Source organism: Limnohabitans sp. Jir61, from assembly GCF_003063545.1.
Lineage (GTDB): Bacteria > Pseudomonadota > Gammaproteobacteria > Burkholderiales > Burkholderiaceae_C > Limnohabitans.
On record NZ_NESD01000005.1, the window covers coordinates 1 to 17,460 of the forward strand.

At 43.4% G+C, this 17,460-nt stretch carries 12 protein-coding genes; 2 read left to right on the top strand and 10 right to left on the bottom strand.

Annotated elements, in window-relative coordinates; translation table 11 throughout:
• From B9Z35_RS12735 to B9Z35_RS12770, 6 genes are all read right to left on the bottom strand, one after another.
• Window positions 1–3,292 (bottom strand): DEAD/DEAH box helicase family protein (locus tag B9Z35_RS12735; RefSeq protein ID WP_108284094.1); only part of this gene is annotated, 3,292 nt, incomplete at its 3' end.
• A 2-nt stretch (window positions 3,293–3,294) separates the two neighbouring features.
• A complete protein-coding gene (locus B9Z35_RS12740; protein ID WP_108284095.1) occupies window positions 3,295–6,441 on the bottom strand; it encodes a site-specific DNA-methyltransferase in 3,147 nt (1,048 codons plus the stop codon).
• Between the two features lie 20 nt (window positions 6,442–6,461).
• Window positions 6,462–9,347, bottom strand: coding sequence for an SNF2-related protein (locus tag B9Z35_RS12745; RefSeq protein WP_108284096.1), 2,886 nt, complete (start codon window positions 9,345–9,347; stop codon window positions 6,462–6,464).
• A 535-nt stretch (window positions 9,348–9,882) separates the two neighbouring features.
• Window positions 9,883–10,479 carry a recombinase family protein gene (locus B9Z35_RS12755; protein ID WP_108284098.1) on the bottom strand — a complete coding sequence of 199 codons (597 nt, stop codon included), beginning with the start codon at window positions 10,477–10,479 and terminating at the stop codon, window positions 9,883–9,885.
• Between the two features lie 72 nt (window positions 10,480–10,551).
• The gene (locus B9Z35_RS12940; protein ID WP_146179000.1) at window positions 10,552–10,974 is read right to left on the bottom strand and encodes an HAD domain-containing protein; all 423 of its coding nucleotides are present in this window, start codon (window positions 10,972–10,974) and stop codon (window positions 10,552–10,554) included.
• 573 nt (window positions 10,975–11,547) lie between these two features.
• A complete protein-coding gene (locus tag B9Z35_RS12770; protein WP_108284101.1) occupies window positions 11,548–11,976 on the bottom strand; it encodes a hypothetical protein in 429 nt (142 codons plus the stop codon).
• Window positions 11,977–12,298: 322 nt separating this feature from the next.
• On the opposite strand from B9Z35_RS12770, the gene B9Z35_RS12775 reads away from it, so the two are divergent.
• Window positions 12,299–13,765 carry a hypothetical protein gene (locus tag B9Z35_RS12775; RefSeq protein WP_108284102.1) on the top strand — a complete coding sequence of 489 codons (1,467 nt, stop codon included), beginning with the start codon at window positions 12,299–12,301 and terminating at the stop codon, window positions 13,763–13,765.
• Window positions 13,766–14,008: 243 nt separating this feature from the next.
• Here the strand turns inward: B9Z35_RS12775 and B9Z35_RS12785 are convergent, their stop codons facing one another.
• From B9Z35_RS12785 to B9Z35_RS12800, 4 genes are all read right to left on the bottom strand, one after another.
• Complete coding sequence (locus tag B9Z35_RS12785; RefSeq protein WP_108284103.1) at window positions 14,009–14,425, bottom strand: hypothetical protein; 417 nt, start codon at window positions 14,423–14,425, stop codon at window positions 14,009–14,011.
• 3 nt (window positions 14,426–14,428) lie between these two features.
• Complete coding sequence (locus B9Z35_RS12790) at window positions 14,429–14,857, bottom strand: hypothetical protein (protein WP_108284104.1); 429 nt, start codon at window positions 14,855–14,857, stop codon at window positions 14,429–14,431.
• A 66-nt stretch (window positions 14,858–14,923) separates the two neighbouring features.
• Window positions 14,924–15,124 carry a hypothetical protein gene (locus B9Z35_RS12795; protein WP_108284105.1) on the bottom strand — a complete coding sequence of 67 codons (201 nt, stop codon included), beginning with the start codon at window positions 15,122–15,124 and terminating at the stop codon, window positions 14,924–14,926.
• Window positions 15,117–16,196, bottom strand: a complete 1,080-nt coding sequence (locus tag B9Z35_RS12800; RefSeq protein ID WP_146179001.1) for a hypothetical protein — start codon at window positions 16,194–16,196, stop codon at window positions 15,117–15,119. Before B9Z35_RS12800 ends, B9Z35_RS12795 begins: the two co-directional genes overlap by 8 nt.
• A gap of 320 nt (window positions 16,197–16,516) precedes the next feature.
• Between B9Z35_RS12800 and B9Z35_RS12810 the strand changes: the two genes are divergently transcribed.
• Complete coding sequence (locus B9Z35_RS12810) at window positions 16,517–17,263, top strand: trypsin-like peptidase domain-containing protein (protein WP_108284108.1); 747 nt, start codon at window positions 16,517–16,519, stop codon at window positions 17,261–17,263.
• The last annotated feature ends 197 nt before the right edge of the window (window positions 17,264–17,460 follow it).

Genomic DNA, 17,460 nt, shown 5'->3' on the forward strand with positions numbered 1-17,460 from the left:
AAATCTTCTCAAATAGCTTCTTTAGATACACAGATGAACCTTCTTCCATGAACAGGACATTTCTCTCTTCAAGGTCTGATTTCTTGCATGTGACATTTAGCAGGTCCGCAAATGAAGTGCCAGACAAAATGAAGGCATTAAGTGATAACTTAGGGTCTGCCAACTTTTCCTCTAGAACTTTCACTTCTTTGTAGAGACCTAATTTCGGGTCCGTCAGATTCATCTGACGAATACCCTTAGGGTCGATGAAGTTCAAGCATTGCTCACCTGTTTCATCGTCAACGAGCCACAGCAGATAGTCTGGATAGAAGTTGCCAGCCAGAGCAAAACCCAGTCCTTTGGCTTTGGTGTCTGCGTTCCTAAGCAAGTAAAGACTTCTTTTTCCAATTACTTGCCGTCCGAGTTCAGATTGATAGAACGCTTCAAGGTCTCGTATGAATTGAACTTCACTTGGTGCATCAAAGGACAGTGGGCGCATCTTTAAAGGCACTGCACCTTCAATTGCAAACAATGGATAGTAGAGATGGCTGTCAAAGCATATGGCAACCATTTGTCCCGCATTCCACTTGCTGGCTTCACCAAGGTTTCCTGCATTAACCAATTCCTGCAAGACTTTAAGTTTCTTCTCGTAAGCCTCACCTTCGGCGGTGTCTTCAATTTCAAACTGATAGACCTTAAGCAAGGTTTCGTCATCTTCCTTGACATTTACGATGTCATAGAACTGACCTTCATAAGCTGTCTTGAGAGACTTGTAGAACCTGTCTGTGTAGTCTTGGAGAAGACGAATCAAGATGTCCTCTTGCTTTTGGACATCAGAGAACTGTCGAATTTCAAGTTCTGCTTTAGGAATGAACAAGGTATACCAGTCATTTCGACTCAAGCAAAAGTCCATCAGTTTTTCACGAGCTAGTCGTAGATTGCTCCAACTCTTTAGAAGCTTGTATTCCTGAATAGCAAGATAAATTCGGTCGAAGTCAAAAAGCGCCATCGTTTCAGCGGCAATTTTGCCCATGTGACGGATGTTGCCTTCGCTGGCATTAGCTTTGTCCTGAGTAGCCAAAGCCTCCAGTTTGGGGTAAAGGTCTAAGCTGATGTGTGCTTCTTTGATTTTGCCTACGAACTCTTCAGGCGTTTCATACAGCCAAGGGTAGTGAGTGCGCTTAAAACCATTGACCTGATTGTCTTTGTAACCGTCTTTGAGTGAGAGTGTCTTTAGTTTATTTTTGGGAAGATTAGGACGAGTCTCAAAATCTAACTCAATGATTTCGTCCGAAGGCGTGATGCCTTCTTCTTTGAGATAGTCTTTGAAAGCGGCCATGTAGCCAGCATTAACACCAAAAATGTTTAAAGTTTCCAATCGTTCTAGATTGGCACCTTTTGGTCTTTGCGCTGGTGTGCTTCGCTTAAGAGAGTAATCTTTACCCTTCAAACGAACACCTCGACCAAACAATTGAATGATTTGGGAGCCTTCACCCTTGCCCATGTTGAGCAAGCCCATCGTGGAAACCCTCCAGCTACTCCAGCCTTCGGTGAACTTGCGAGAGCCAATCAGAACATTTAGCTGACTGTCTTTGTTGTTGAGAGTTCCAAAGGCTGAACCCCCGAAGTCATCTGCTTCAGCGTCAAAAATCTCGGCGTTTTCATCACTTTCAGCTTCCTTGAAGAAGCCAGCATCGTCGCCAATGTTAATAAGACCGAATGGCTCTGACTCTCCAACACGTAGAACCAATTCACCTTTGCTATTTTTTAGGTTAACAACTTTCAATCTTTGTTTGGCATCAGCATTGAACAATCGTTTGAGAATTCCGCTGTAAACCTCATCGACACTAAACTCCATTAGTGGTGTAAAGCGGTCATGAAAGATGTTACGACCCTTGCCATCCAGTAGACGAGCAGTGTTACCAATCAAATCCTTGAGCCAAACCTTGGCCTGAGATTCTTCATTCAAGAATCCTGCAAAGAAGCGGAGCACATTGAGGATGTCCGAATCTTCACCAGACACAGTGTTGCCAACAAAGACCCAAAGTGGTTTCTCGATGTTGAAGTCTGTTAATCGTTCACGATTGGTATCCCACAAAAATTGCTGTTGGTAGAAACTCAGCAAGCAAGCCGTGAAATATTGACGAGCTACATCTTCTTGACTGTAGTCTTCATCTTTGAGGTTCAGGATGAGAGACTCTTTGCCGTAACCATCCTCATAGAAATACTTGTAGGAGTAGTCAAACAGAATGTTCTTGGCGTAAACCTCACGGGTCGCCAAGGTTCTAGCTCGTCGCTTTTCTTCTGAGTTGAGCGATAGTTGAGCCTTCTGACCGTCATCCAATTTTTTGAGATTGGTTGTTTCGAAAAGCAGTTTGGCTTTCTTTTTCGCCAATTCAAGCTCCGCCTTCTCGACAGTGAGCCCCTTGGAAACTGCTTGTCCGAATGTCGCCGAATACTCAAATGCGAAACCACCACGCACCAATGATTCACGACGTGACATCCACGCACCAGCGGCAGTTCCTGTTCCTCGGTGACCTTCGTCAACCAAAACTAAGTTCCTACCTTCAAATGCTTCGACTGCGACAGTCTTGTCGCCCATTTCATCGCCAAGCTTGTTGATGTCAATAATTTCAATCGTGCCTTTAAAGACACCACTGCGATTTTTGTCGAATAAACGGCTGAAACCAAATCCAGAAAGATTCAGTTCACCCAAGTGCTGACGAGACAAACCTTCATTTGGCGTGAGGAGAATAATCTTGTCAGGGTAGACGTCACGACCTTTTTGGAAGTAATGAAGATACTGATGGATGTTCACGTGTAGAAGCAAAGTCTTGCCACTGCCCGTTGCATTCCAAAATGCCAGCTTGTTTAGCTCATCCGCTTGAAACGACTGAAATCTGTTATCAACTTCAGCGGTGGCATTGTATTTTTTCAGTTGCTCGTTAAGGCCATCAAGCAACTGTTGAGGCCTGTTGAAATACCAGTCCAAGTAAATTTCAGTGAACAACAATGACAAGTATTGAAAATACTTCATGTTGAGGGTTGTTCCCTCAAGCTTGTTCCTGCGCTCGGTGATGACGTTCCAGTGATGGACGATGTTTAAGTCATAACGCCTTAGTTCTTGCTCACTGATGAGGTCAACCTCAAAAAGATTGTGGGTTAGCTCATGGAAGAAGCATGTTTGACCATCTTCATCAATTCCTTCGTGTCTATCTTCACCAAGTCGAAACTTAAGTCCTTGCAGGCTTCCACCCTTGAAGAAACTCAAGCACCATTGATTAAGAACGAGTTGCTTATGAAAGCTTGCCATCTTTAAGCATCCATGCTGAACATGCGAGTCATAAACTCAGACTCAATTTGGCGAATTTTCAAAGTTTTGGTAACACCACCCTCGGACTCAGTGCTGGAAAAGACTGTTGGAATATTGTGGTCACCATTGATATAGACAACATCGAATTCGCTATCAGCAGGGTTGATTGCCAATTTCTCACACAGGCGATTTAGTTTCTCGTAGTCAACTTGTTCGGAATCTCTCCAAACAATAAGTGCTTTTTCACCATTTGGTAATTTGCCCGAGACTGTTGCGAATCCCATCTCCAGCTTCATATCAATGTGCTTAACATTCAAACCAATGAGATAGTTGAATGTTTCTACTAAGTCAACATGCCTCTCTTCGAAAGCACCCGCCGAATCAATTGACAACTTGAGCTTGAAGTCGAACGGATTCTTGAAGTCTGTTACCGACAACAATGAACCTCGACTTTCCACATCAAGCAAATACCTCAATAGATAGTCTTGCTGTGCCTCTTTTGACATTGACTTAAGTAAGCTCTCTTGTGTCGTGCTGCGACTTAAGGCTAAATTATTTAGAGTGTCCTCGTAACTTTCAAGCTTGATAACCTTGAAACCACATGAGACTCCTAGCTCAGAGTTCAAAGGTTTTCCATCCTTCCATTCTGGAGAGAAAACCACCTTTTGAATTCTTGGCTTCGTCACCTTGTCAAAGTAGTCACCTTGTTCAATCAAGATGAATTTTCGACTTCCTGAATCAGACCTATTCAATGCAATCGTGGCATCTGCTGTTGTGCCAGAACCCCCAAAGTAATCAAGAACAATCGCATCCGAATCTGCTTGACACACCCTTAGCGAGTCTTCCACAGCATGAATAGATTTTGGAAACGAAAACATTTCTGAGGCTCCAAATAGCCGTTTCAAATAGTTTGTTCCATACTCAGTAGATGAATATTCTTTCTTATCCCACACGGTAAGAGGTAATGTTCCTTCAATATTTAAACGGGCTTTCTTGTAGACACCAGGCTTACCTGTTTGGTCTAGACGAACGGAGAACTCTGACAAAGCAGCACGTGCTGACTCGTGTCCCCATTTCCATGTTTTCTCTTCACCATCAGGATTGACTGGGTAGGTTATCGACTCATCACCTATAGGTTGTTCCAGCAAGTTCCATTCTTCCGTTGTCGAATTCCACTCCATTTGTGGAAACCTAACCCCAGTCGTCTCTGAAATGAAAATCGGATAGAAAAGTTTTCTACGAGCATACCGATTTGCATTTGCACCACCATGCTTTCTAAAGTTCACCCATTCAAAAGCACCGCCTTCGTCAGAAAATTTATACCGAGAAATTTGTTGCTCAGAATGATTCAATCGACCGACTGATACATCCTCTGTTTTGCCCACAAAAATTCCGTATTCGTGAGCAATTGAGAAGCCCTTAGCTGTAGACCTTCCAGATGGATTGTTTTTAATAACAGCCACACCCAGCATCGAATCTTTGCCAAAGCATGACTCAATCAAATACCTAAGCCTCAAGAATTCAAAATCATCAATCGTTGCACATAAGACACCATCATTTCTCATCAGGTTCTTGGATAGCTCCAATCTATCCATCAACATTGATGCCCACGATGAATTTTTAAAACCATTTTTATAGATGATTTCCGATGCATCAGTGTTGTAAGGCGGGTCTATGTAAACACTCTTGATTTGTTCTTTGTATTTTTCTTGCAGTAAGTTGAGTGCTTGAAAGTTATCACTATGAATTAGTAGGCCATCAAGCTCTTCATCAAGATTGTGAATAGATGCAAGCAATGACGATTTAAACGAGGACTCAAACAAAGCCGTATCAACCATCAAAAATTGATGATTTTTAAGATACTCGGCAGTTCCTTGCTTTGCATTGTTGAACAATTCATTATCAACTTCACTAAGCAGTCCAAGCTCTTTCCACTGCGTCCATTGTGAAGCGTTACTTGCAATGATTGGGTAAAGAGATTCGGGGACTCTATCCAATGTGATGCAGTATTGAGTGCTCACTACGAACTTCTTTTTGAGCCACAGCTTCTTTTGAAAGTCTTCCAATTGGGCCAAAAAGGTTATCAAATCACTTGCTATTACTCTTAGATTTCTCACTAGAGCAAGTGTTTTATCGATAGAAGAAATGCTCTCTATTGATTGAATATCATCCAAATTGACGACTTCGTTTTTGATGTAGAAATCGAGTTCACGGCGCAGAAAGTGCCCAAGATTTTTATGGATGAAGTAATCAGCTTGATTTTTCGTCGTGTAACTTGTCAGGCATTTTTCCAACAATGTTCTCTGAGGATTCTTTTCAGTTGGCTCTCTTCTCCCTAATTCCAACCAACGACTCTGTATTGTTGGATTCGAAAGTAGTGCATCAACAGCTTTTAGGACCAACGAATCTTGCTTGGTGCCTTTGGCCATTGCTTTGTAGTCGAAGTTGATAGTTAGTTCGCCATCAGTCTCATCAATTGGTTGAACAGTTATTTCATATTCCTCACCGAATTCATCTTTTAAAATTCGTGTCTGAGAATCAACTAAGACAAATAGTCGGTCTTTGTCGTTGTCTTTGCGATTGTCTTTAGCTGTATCAGCCGCAACAAGCTTGAACTTTACGGAACGTCCATCATCAAGTTTGAATCCGTAGTTAGAAAAGTTTTCACCGCTCTTGGTGTAATACTGCTCCTTGTTCGCCCAGTGCAACACCACTTCTTCACCGCCGTATGGAATTGCATAGGTGTCACCCTTGAAGCGTCTTTGACTTATGAAGTCACCTTTGTCGTAGTAACGAGAGAAAAATGTCAACAGGTGGGTAAAGATTGCATTTTCATGTTCAACGCCACCTGAATTTAGGTCAGCAATTTTCTTTTTAAGTTCCTTAACCTTTGGCACGTCATCAGGATTCATTCCATCAGATTTGTATTGCGAAATCTTCTCAGTTAACTCTTTTTGAAGTGCTTCTAAATTTTCGGCTCCTGACTCAGCCAAACTCTGGACAACTTTGTTTTTTAGACCGTGTTCAAGATAGTCGTTCACCTCGGAGGAACGAGCATTAAGGATTCGGTAGACGCCGAAGTCCAGTTCAGGTCGGTCAATCTGAAAAATCTCTTTCAGCTTGCGAACCAAATCATCGTATTTGCTCATCTCAACTCTTCTCGGATTGTTTAAACCACAGCCCACTCAATTGTGAACAGGGTTTGGGTTTCTGTTTTCTGTGTCAGACGCTTTTCAAGCGCCTCAATCAAGCCATCTCGCTTGACAATAATTTCGTCTTCAACTTGGAAAATTTCTTGTCGTTGCTTTCTTTGCAACTTTTCTAATTTTTGAACCTTCTGTTGAATCTCATGCTGTTCATCAAGAGTAGTTGCTACTCTCGCTTGTCTCTGTGCCAATTTGATTTGTTCTTTGGTATCTCTCAATGCTCTTTCAGCCGCCAACACCAAATCATCAGCCCACTTCTCAAGCTTTTCACGTGCCTCATTGAAGTGCTTATTGTTTTCCTCTAGTGATTGACTGATTGTCGCTTTCGCATGCCGTTCCGATTCAGCGTGTAGCCTGCTGACAATTGACTCTGAAATGGTCACAGCTTGACAACTTTCCGCCATGCAATTGAACAGTTTCTCACATGCCTCGTGCTCCATCGGAGTGCCATCAGCCTCAATGCCAGAGAAGAGTAAATATTCTTCTCGTTCGTAGCTCTCAACTGACAGCATCTTTAAGGTCAAATAACCAGTTTTTCCACGAAGCGACTCAACAATGTGAAGTCTTGTTGGGTGCTTGCTGATGTTGAACACAACCTTTGCAGGCGGTGTATCCAACTTCTTGCCTGTATCGATTACGTGCTCACCCAATGGATGTGAAAGCCGATACAGATAGGAACCATAGTCAGCCTCTTCTCGGTCCACAGCTTTTGGTGAAGACTTAGAAATTAGATGGTAGTGACCATTTGGAATTTCATTGGCAGGCGACTTAATTAATTCAAATGAAAGGTCTGAATCATCGAACTTGGCCGACTTGTCCAGCATGAACTGGGTCACAGTCCAAAACCTTTTGCTAAATTTATCTAACTGAGCCTTAGCATCCGAAAGCTGAATTTTCAATCGCTCATGAACATCTTCATCAAAGTTCTCAAGCAAGAGACGCCTCGTGTCGCTCATCCTTGCCTGAATCTTCTCATCCATTTCTTTTTGAAGTGCTTTAAATGCAACTTCAATTTCTTCGGGTGTTCGACATTCTTGATAGATGGTCAGTATTCGCTTTTCGAAGTCAACGCCAGATTCAATGCTACCGAGCACCTCATCTGACGCACCAAACACACCGTTGAAGAGATTGAACTTTTCAGTCAGCAGTTCAAGAACTCTCCTGTCTGCTTGATTTCTTTCATTCAAAAAGTTGATTACAACCACATCATGCTTTTGGCCATAGCGGTGGCAACGACCAATTCGCTGTTCAACTCTCTGAGGGTTCCATGGCAAGTCATAGTTAATTACCAAGGAACAGAACTGAATGTTTACACCTTCAGCGGCGGCCTCAGTAGCAATGAGAATAGTTCCGGTGTCTCTGAAATATTCAATCAATGCAGTTCTGATATCAATATCCCGAGAGTCTGTGATTCGTCCACCGCTTTGATTGTTCTTTAGCCATGCTTCGTAGATGGCTGATGCTTCAGGACTATTGTTAGTGCCGCTAAAAAGCACCACTTGTCCTTTGTAGCCATTACTTTCAAGAAAGTCCTTGAGGTAGTTTTGTGTTCTTCGGGACTCTGTAAACACCAACGCTTTTCTCTGAGCACCTGTCTGAGCCATTTGCTCAAAGCCAATATCGAGTGCACTTAGAAGACTTCTTGACTTAGTGTCAGTGCCAATGTTTCTAGCGAAATCACCCAACAACTCAAGTTCTTTGATTTCATCATTAAGTTTTTTACGGTCAATATGCTCAGCCTTTGGCACCTCTTCTTCGAACTCTTGTAGTTCAAGAATTTCATCTAGGAGGTCGTTTTCCATGTCCTCATCAGCGATGAGTGCTTCAGCAAATTCAGGATCGTCTTGAATTTTTTCGTCTCGCAGTTGCTCTAGACGGACCTTCATTGTTTCAAGAGTGCCTGCTACCGCTGATGACGACGAAGCTAAGAGCTTCCGCAAGATGAGTTCCGTTAGGTGCCTTTGGCGATGAGGTATTGCATAACTGCTTTCCCTCAAAAGAAAATCACTCACGGCCTCATAGAGTTTGTGTTCATCATCTGTAGGTCTGAATGGTCTTGTGATGGCTTTCCGCTCGGTGTAGCGAATGTATTCAGTAACTTGATTGCGAAGAGTTCGACGACAGAAGCCTGCCAGTCGCTCCCTTAGACCAGCTAGGTCACCACCAGAAGACACGTATTGACTTCGGAATGCGTTTACATCACCAAAGATGTGCTCATCAATCATGGTTGACAAGCCATACAACTCAAGCAATGAGTTCTGAAGTGGGGTTGCTGTCAATAAAAGCTTGCGAGAGTCTTCCGTAGCCCACTTTAGACCTTGACCAATCTTGTTACTTTCTCTGTATGCGTTCCTCAGCTTGTGGGCTTCGTCGATGACGACCAAATTCCATTGAATCGACTTCAGTTCCTCACGAATCTTGTTGGCATAGTTGTATGACAGAACAACGATTGCCTTTTGATTCAGAGGTGATAGCCCCTTCTTCAGAAAATCTCTTGACGTTTTGGCATCCAAAACTACAGAAGGTAGGTTGAACTTCTCTTCTAACTCCAATGCCCATTGCTTGCGAAGCGAGGCTGGACAAATGACCATGAGCCTACGTCTTCTCTCTGACCAATACTGACAAAGAACGATGCCAGCCTCAATGGTCTTACCAAGACCCACCTCGTCTGCAAGCAGGACCCCCTTAGATAAAGGGGACTTCAATGCGAACAATGCCGCATCAATCTGGTGAGGATTCAGATCAACACTTGCATCAAACAAGGACTGAGATAGCCGACCAACATCATTTGGGGCATGTCTGCGAGTAAGTTCGTGCGAGAAGAACTTGGCATGAAACGATGTAATCATGTCCCGTTTGTCGTCAATCTGAGAATTATTGGATTATTTTAAAAATGGGAAGTTACCCCACCCAGAGGGGAAGCTTCCCATTTGGATTATCCATATATTTCTTGGGACTTTAGGCCTATCGACCCCCTTGGCTGGAGAGATGTTCGGGAGGCGACCTAGGCTACTTTTCGGAAGCTTCTGCGTCACCCATGAGGATTTCTCTGTGCGGCCACGAAAAAGTCATAAGAACGGGGCCGTTTATGGGCTTTCTGCGCTTTTTCAGGGGACGGTTGGGGACTGGCTCTCGGTCCCCGACTGAGACATTGTTAGATTGCTTGCGGAGCGCACGTTGCTCCATGACGTAGTTGACGATTTCGACTGCTTTCATACTTTCTGACCTCTCTTTGGTTGTCAGAAGTATTTAGACAAGGGGTGGAAGGCGGATTTCAGAGCCAGACTGTCGGCTGAATCGTGCCAATCTGGGCTTTAAGCCCCATTCCAAATGTTTTCCGTAATTTGGTAACTACCGATGTGTGCAAGCCATTCAGATGAGGCGCTAGGCGCATTCCAAGGCTTCTGCTTCACGGAGAATGCGATACGTTGTGCCAACACCCACGCCCACCGTTCGAGCGATATTTGAAATACTCATTCCACGAGCCCTAAGTTCGACCACGCACGTTTCCGTTGATGCGTTAATTAACGAGGGGCGTCCCAGTCGAACGCCATTGGCTTCGGCCTGTCTCATACCTGCACGAATTCGAATACTACATTTTTGAGTCTCGGCTTCTGCAAGATACGACAACACTTTCATTGTTTCGTGCCCAGTCTCACCGTGTGTGGAGATGCATTGTTTGTAGAAGTAGACGCCCACCTTATGCTTAGACAGGACCTGCACGAGGTTCAGCATATGTGAGATTGATGTGCCGAACAGTGCCATGTCGTGCACAAGCACCAATTCCATGACACGTTCTTCTGCGGATTTCACAAGACTGATGAGGCCTGAGATAGATTTTGCAGGCTTGTTCCAGATATCAGTGTCTGAGAATGAGCGCACAATTTTCATTGTGTGTTGTTCTGCATACTGACTCAGAACTTTATGCTGGTCAATGATGTCTGTTAGTGGTGCGTTGGCTGTGTAAATGACTGCTCTCATGGGGTTCCTAGGCGTTCAAAAAAGGCCTGGAATGTATCCCGCAAATCAATTTTCACCAATCGGCCTTATGGCCTACAGACGCAACCAACTCTCCAACTGTTTGATTTGTGCTGCGTCGATGCCAATCGAAGAATTGCACAAGATGAGTGCTTCACCAACTGCTTCTGGAAATTCAAACTTGCTGTCATCGATTATTTTGTAATCTTTGATTCCGTATGCACGAACGTAAGCTTGAATTTCTTTAAAACGTGCATGACGTCCAACCACGGCTGGACCTGTGACATTGACAACCAGATTCGCAAGACATTTTGGTAGGAATGCCTTGAGTTCAACTGGACTGTAGCTAAACCTCCAAGAACTGGAGACGACGATTTCCACACTACGTGCAAACGGTCGAAGGCATTCATCCAGTAGATGTGCACGATTGAAGCGTTCGCTTACCTGATGATGCGCTGGGTGGCATACGCCGTCATAGTCTAGAAAAATGTGTTTCAAACTATCCAGTTAGTGTTGACGAAGAGTAGACAGCATCGTTGTTTGAGGGATTGTATAAATGCATCCCAGTTGTATGGAGCATTCAAGTCTCTATCTATTGGATAGTCATGGTTGACTTCTCCATGAATGTTACTAAGCAACCTTATCTCAATTTTCCATTGGTGAGCATTTTTAAAATTCGACTCAACATTTGTCTTAACTTCTAATCGGCACTCATCGATTACCGAATCTTCTTCAAAATTGTAGAGTTCGAAATGGAATTTATATTTGTTGAAAATGTGGCTACTCGAAGGAATTGAGTAGTGACAGGACTTAAAGCTCTGAGTGTCTGAAGGAAGTGAATGAAGGATTGCACAATATAAATTTAACAATCCTTCCTTAGTTACATAGTCATCCAATTTAAGTCTAAATTGATGTGGGTTTTCGTTTTCGAAATTGCAGTTATTTGTAGTTTGGAACTTAGCCGTAGCTGTTACGTAAATCATAAAAAATAGTCGCTATCTTTGTGCGACCTCCTTAGATGAATTTTACCATTTTGAGCTACTTTTGCCAATGAAAAACAGACTCAAAAAATCAATACTTTGCCCATGAAAATGGCATGTATTGGTAATCGATATACCCATACTTTTCGTCGAAAGCCTCGTCTCTTAAAGCTTGAGAAATTTTGTCCCATCCCTCAATAGAAGCCTGATTACTAGACTTGAACTTGCGCACGATTTCCGTTGCAATCATCTGCTGAATATCATTCATTTGCGACACCCTCTTTGGGTCACTGACGTGTATTATTTTTTGTGTTTCGAGGTAATCGTTCAACGTTATCAAAGCTGTGTTGGCTAAAGGTAGCTTCCTTGCCAATATGCATGACCAATACCCCTCACTGCGGCCGAGACACGTGACCGAAAACAGTCTCACTGTTAGCCATGGGTGCAATCTCTTCATTGCGTCGTAAAGTAACTCTTCAAATGGGGGTTCTGGTTGGATAAATGTATTGTTTTCTTGCATGTAAATATTTATCCATAGACTCAAAAAAAACGGTCAAAAAAAAGAAGGACGCAGACTCTCAGGTCCGAACAGAGATTCAAGGGATAGGTATGCAGGAACAAGTAACCAAGGATGAGTAGACCAGTTAATTGGGGAGCTACGCTCCACCAAAAACGCCTTCACTTAAGATTCATATGTATCGCTTCACTCAACATATGAACTTAACTTCGTCGTTAGATTTCCAAGGAATACATCTTCACCTGAGAAGATATCTTTTCTATAAGTTCGTTAGGTTTTTGAGTGCTCTTGTCCCCGCACACCGTAACCAAGAAAGACACGTCTGATGATTAAGCTACAAGTGAACGGGGTTGTTCTTTCGACTATGCGCTTGTTGCTAAATGACAAGAAGAAAGACAAGGCTCTTGGATACCTAACAAAGTATGTATCAACACTTGAGCTCGAACTAAACAAGTCTGTAGCTCGGGGACTTTCCGTTCTGGCTTGGAGATTCAAATGTTATGACCTTGCACTATCTCCACTTCACAATGTCGGTGGCCAGATTTCGCCATTAGGAGGCATAAGAGTTCACAAATGGCTTTTGATAAATGGGTTGAACTTGATTGACGACAAACCCAATATTCGTAAAGCAAACAATTTCACCAAGGAAATTTCTTTGGTGAAGTTCACCAAATTAGTTAAGTTAGTCGAGCAGAACTGCCTTGCTAATTTGAGGAAGATGACAGCTTCACAGTTCAACCATTTTCTGAATACACCTTCACCTGATGACATTGCGCTATATCAACCAATAATTGATGAAGCAAACAATTTATCCAAGAAGCAAAGGTTGATTGACTACGACGTTGTTGAGATTGATGTTCATTCACTGGAAAACTACATTCGAATGATTGTTGCTGGTCAATACAATTTGACCCCTCTTCAAGAGGAAACGAACGCACGGCAAGCAATCTCAATTCTTCGGATTGCCCAACTCAACAACAATCTTCTCCCGCAGAAGAAGAAGCGAAGTGAGTTCGGAAGAATCTACTATGAAGGGCACAGTGTTCAAAGTGTTCATAAGACTCTTCGTAAGGCGATGCTCGGCACATCATTTGAATACGATGCCAAGTCATGCGCCCCCAATTGGAAATATGCATTTGCTCAAGACTACTTGAACTCAATCAATTCCATTGCATCTGTGGGTGATGAGTTCTATGGAACTGAGCATTATTTGTTTTACAAAAAAGAGTTTTACAAGCAAGTGATTGCTGACACGTTTGATTCGGAATCAACTTGGTCTGAAGATAAAAAAACAGAAAAAATCAAAGAAACAATGACCTCTCTCAGCTTCGGTGCAAAGATGGTCGAGGCGACTTGGACTAGCTCAAACGGAGTTCAGAAGCAAACTTCAATCATGGATATTTTTAAATTTCCAGATGAACGGCAGAGGTTTCTGAAGTCACCATCAGTTGTTCGATTTAAGTTGGAACAGCAAGTTTTGGACAACTACATCAGCGAAACTTTCAGAAACAAGTATCCAGACATCGATTCTCTCAAAATCCTTAAATCTCAATCTGGTCGGCGCAGTCAACCGAAAGTCATTGCTTGGTTGTATCAGCATGCCGAAACACACATGATGAATATCGTCCGAGATGAGTTGAGAAAATTAGGCAAGACACTGCTTGCCAATGTCCACGATGCTGTTGTTATTCGTGAGCAACTGACTCAGGATGAAATAAAAGTCATTGAAAACGAAGTTCGCTACAGGACGGCCGTCACTAACTTCAGTCTGGGGGAGACCCCATACCCTTGAGCGCAGACTACTTTGCGACGGGGCGGCAATCACCGCAGAAAAAATGGCTTTTATTCAATAGACGTTTGTAACTGCCCATGGCACGTGGTTTATGCTGACCACACTTCATACAACTCATTGTGCTATTCCCATTGCTGGGTGTGCCAAATGGAGTGCCTGATACTTTGCTCTTGTATCTAAGCCCAGTTGCATCGATTTTGGTTTCTGTTGCATCTCTACTCATGGTGATTATTTTCCCACGAGTCACTCTTCATCAGATGAAGGCTTCTTTCTCATTGATTCAAGGAACGCAAGTCGTCCTTCGATTGCCGCAGGATTCACTTTTAACGGTGGCACCTCGAATTCTTCTCCAGCAAATTCACCCTCAATAGATGCCAAGAATTCATGCATTTCATTGATTGCACGGTCAATCCTTCTGCGTTCTTGTTCCAAGAAGCTAACGCACTCAAGCAACTTCGTATGAAGCTCTGGTGCCGCCGCTAGAAGTTTTGCTGTTGCCGCCTCTTTTTGACGTGTGACCTCTTTGGACTTTGTCACCGAAGTGGGTTGTTGCATAACTCTTGCAAGCCTGCCTCCATCGCTATCAATGATGGTATGGCTATACAAAATGTCACTTCTATCTTCGGCACTTCGCCAAGGGGTATTGCGGATGTATTTCATATCTCAACTTAATTCTCTTTTCTCACCAATTCGTAGGCCTCTTACATTCACGAAGCTATCGACCATTTGAGCAATCTCTTGCCATTGGTCCAAATAGTCGTTCCATCCCTTCAAAAGTAGTGGTTGATTTTTTTGCATCTCTAGGAACTCAGGGTTGAGGTGATTAATAAAGAGGCGAATGTATAGAACAAGTAACTTGTCGTCACTCTTGTCTGATTTCCCCATTTTTTCAAGAGCAATTCGACAGTAAGTTTTTTTGATGTTTCCAACCCTAACTTTGTCTGCTTCGTTTGTAAGAGTGGGAAGAAGGTCGTTCAATTCGTTGATAGCTTGAGTCATCTTCTCAAGCTCAATCGCAGATGGAGCCGACTTCTCGTAGTCTTCCAAAATCTCTACTAGCTCGTTAATTTCTTCATTGAATTTTGTATGCATCAATGCCTACCTTTCGCTTCATCAAACGCAAATTCAAGTGCTGTTTCCATGCGTTACAGGACATTACTACTCTGCAAGCGTCAGTCTGAAGAAAACTCCCAAAGCTTTGAGAGTTTCATCCTTGGTGAGTCCTTTGCCAGTTTCGGCATCAAATGAGTTTCCAATGAACTCAATCAATGAGTCACGCATTTCCTCCACATCAGAGAACAGAACGTAAGCACCGCTTGAAGTCTGCTCAACTGGACCGTGAGCATCAAATCTATTCATCATCCTCTCCATTCACCCATCCAATGCCATCTGAGAAGCAACTCTCTTCGAACGAACGAGCGTCGTAATAGTTCCCCTTGGGCATTTCTCCCAGTCCGACCATAGGTCCATCTCCGTGTCTACGAAAGCTATTTCGCTCCAGACCCTTGATTGCATCCTCAAGAGAGTTGAACTCTAGAGAGTCAACTACCGCATACCTATTTCTAAGTTGAAGGCTGGTGTATTGCTTCGATCTCAACATTGTTGTGCCACAGTCGTAGAAGAAATATACGGTTACGTTTCCATCATGGTGCGGCTCAAGGATTGCCCATTCGTGTTGAAGCATTCCATGAATCTTTATCCATACGTCAGTTGACTTGATGTGAAACAGCGGAGGACCACTTGAATCATATGGCAAGGCTGTTGAACCTTTCGTCTCTTTGCGATAACTCCAAGCATCAGCAAGCTCTCCATCGTCTTCTGGAATTCGCTTCACGTAGGAGTCTTCACGCAAAGCCAGTGAGTAGATTAACTCTGCCTGTTTCGCATATTCGTAACCAAAATCAAACTCTAAAACTGCCATTGCTTCTTTGAATTCACCAAGACAACGAAGCAATTCAGCTTTAATCAGAACGCCTCTTTCATTGCGTTCATTCATCAATCCAAGCAATGCTGAAATGTTCTCCAACTCCTTTGGGCTGTATTGCTTTAATTCATCATTCCGTCTGTCGTCGTTAAGTAGTTGAAACAGTGTGAATCGCAAATACACTTCTTTCTCATCACCCAACTGACCAGACTCCAGAACTTCCCAATATTGGTCAGCATTCAGTTCTTGGTAATGAGGCAACTTTGACGACTCTTCATTGAAGGTGCTCCCTTCAAGGTGGGCGATTTCTTCCAGTTCATACAGCCAGACAAAAGAATTGCAATGTGGGCACGAAGCAGCAGCAGGCACATTCGGAAACATGGGGGCTTCCATCTTTCCATCAGTCCAAAACTTTGCCCTGCGAGTATTGCCACTGGCAATAGTGCGTTGCTGGAAGTGCCCACCACAAGAGGTGCATTTCTTAATTAAAGTCGGACCTGGAGTCATTGAATCTTCCTGTTTTGCTATGTATTAAACCTTAACATTCAATCAAAATTTATGCGAACATTGTTCGCAAACAGGAGTGCCAATGATTACCTCACCGACGCCACAAAAGATCAAAACAGTCAGGACATCCTTGGGTTACACCCAGAAAGAAGCCGCCGAAATGGTTCACGTCACCCTGAGAGCTTGGCAACTCTGGGAAGCTGGTCAAAGGCGGATGCCTTCTGGTCTATGGGAGTTGTGCGTTATCAAGGCTGGACTACATCCGCTATACAAGACATCTAAATGATTCAGGTCAATCAAAAGACTCAAGGAAAGGTCATATGAACACTATTGCCAAGCCCACTTTGAAATCCCTGTATTTGCAGATGCGATTCGATGGACAGAATCTCTCCTGCGGAACGGGTTTTGTTGTTTTCGCAAAAAGTGGGGCACCAGTCCTAATTACGGCAAGGCACAACTTTACTGGACGACACCAAGATACCGACAAGCTTCTTTCGAGGTATGCATCCATACCAAATGAGGTAGTGATTCATCACAATAAAAAAGGCAAGCTAGGCGAATGGGCGCATCGAGTTGAAAAAGTGCTTGTGGATGACATTCCGTGTTGGGTTGAACACCCAGTGTTGGGTGCAAATGCAGATTTCGTGGCCTTGAGATTGCAATCACTTGAGGACGTGGACTTACATGTTTATGACCCTCAAAATGTTGGGCATAACTTTCTTATTTGTCCCGCAGACCCTGTCAGTGTCATTGGTTTCCCATTCGGTTTGAAAACTGATGGCTATCCCATCTGGGCAACTGGCTTTATTGCCTCCGAACCGTCTATCGATGCAGAGGGGATGCCTATTCAACTAATTGATTGCCGTTCACGTGAAGGTCAATCAGGTTCTCCTGTTGTGGCCTACCACGGGAGTGGTTCCATACCAATAGCAGTTGGCACTTTTGCCATCATGAATGAACCTGCTGAACGGTTCATCGGTGTCTACAGTGGACGTGTTAACAATGAGTCTGACCTAGGCAAAGTGTGGAAAGCATCTGCAATTAACGAACTCATACAAACGCTGTAACCATCAAAATGCCAACACCCCGCAAATACATCTGTCCTAGCTGTAAAGCCAAAGAAGGCGTGGACATCATCTACGGCATGCCATCCCACGAACTATTCGAGATGGCAGAACGTAATGAGGTTGCATTGGGCGGATGTGTCCTTGAAGAGAATCAGCCTGAACGACTGTGTCTCTCATGCAGTCATGAGTGGCAAATC

Excerpts from the sequence above, each read along its gene's own strand:
- B9Z35_RS12740 (WP_108284095.1), bottom strand. The coding sequence starts at position 6,441 with ATGAGCAAATACGATGATTTGGTTCGCAAGCTGAAAGAGATTTTTCAG.
- B9Z35_RS12745 (WP_108284096.1), bottom strand. The coding sequence starts at position 9,347 with ATGATTACATCGTTTCATGCCAAGTTCTTCTCGCACGAACTTACTCGC.
- B9Z35_RS12755 (WP_108284098.1), bottom strand. The coding sequence starts at position 10,479 with ATGAGAGCAGTCATTTACACAGCCAACGCACCACTAACAGACATCATT.
- B9Z35_RS12770 (WP_108284101.1), bottom strand. The coding sequence starts at position 11,976 with ATGCAAGAAAACAATACATTTATCCAACCAGAACCCCCATTTGAAGAG.
- B9Z35_RS12775 (WP_108284102.1), top strand. The coding sequence starts at position 12,299 with ATGATTAAGCTACAAGTGAACGGGGTTGTTCTTTCGACTATGCGCTTG.
- B9Z35_RS12785 (WP_108284103.1), bottom strand. The coding sequence starts at position 14,425 with ATGAAATACATCCGCAATACCCCTTGGCGAAGTGCCGAAGATAGAAGT.
- B9Z35_RS12790 (WP_108284104.1), bottom strand. The coding sequence starts at position 14,857 with ATGCATACAAAATTCAATGAAGAAATTAACGAGCTAGTAGAGATTTTG.
- B9Z35_RS12795 (WP_108284105.1), bottom strand. The coding sequence starts at position 15,124 with ATGAATAGATTTGATGCTCACGGTCCAGTTGAGCAGACTTCAAGCGGT.
- B9Z35_RS12800 (WP_146179001.1), bottom strand. The coding sequence starts at position 16,196 with ATGACTCCAGGTCCGACTTTAATTAAGAAATGCACCTCTTGTGGTGGG.
- B9Z35_RS12810 (WP_108284108.1), top strand. The coding sequence starts at position 16,517 with ATGAACACTATTGCCAAGCCCACTTTGAAATCCCTGTATTTGCAGATG.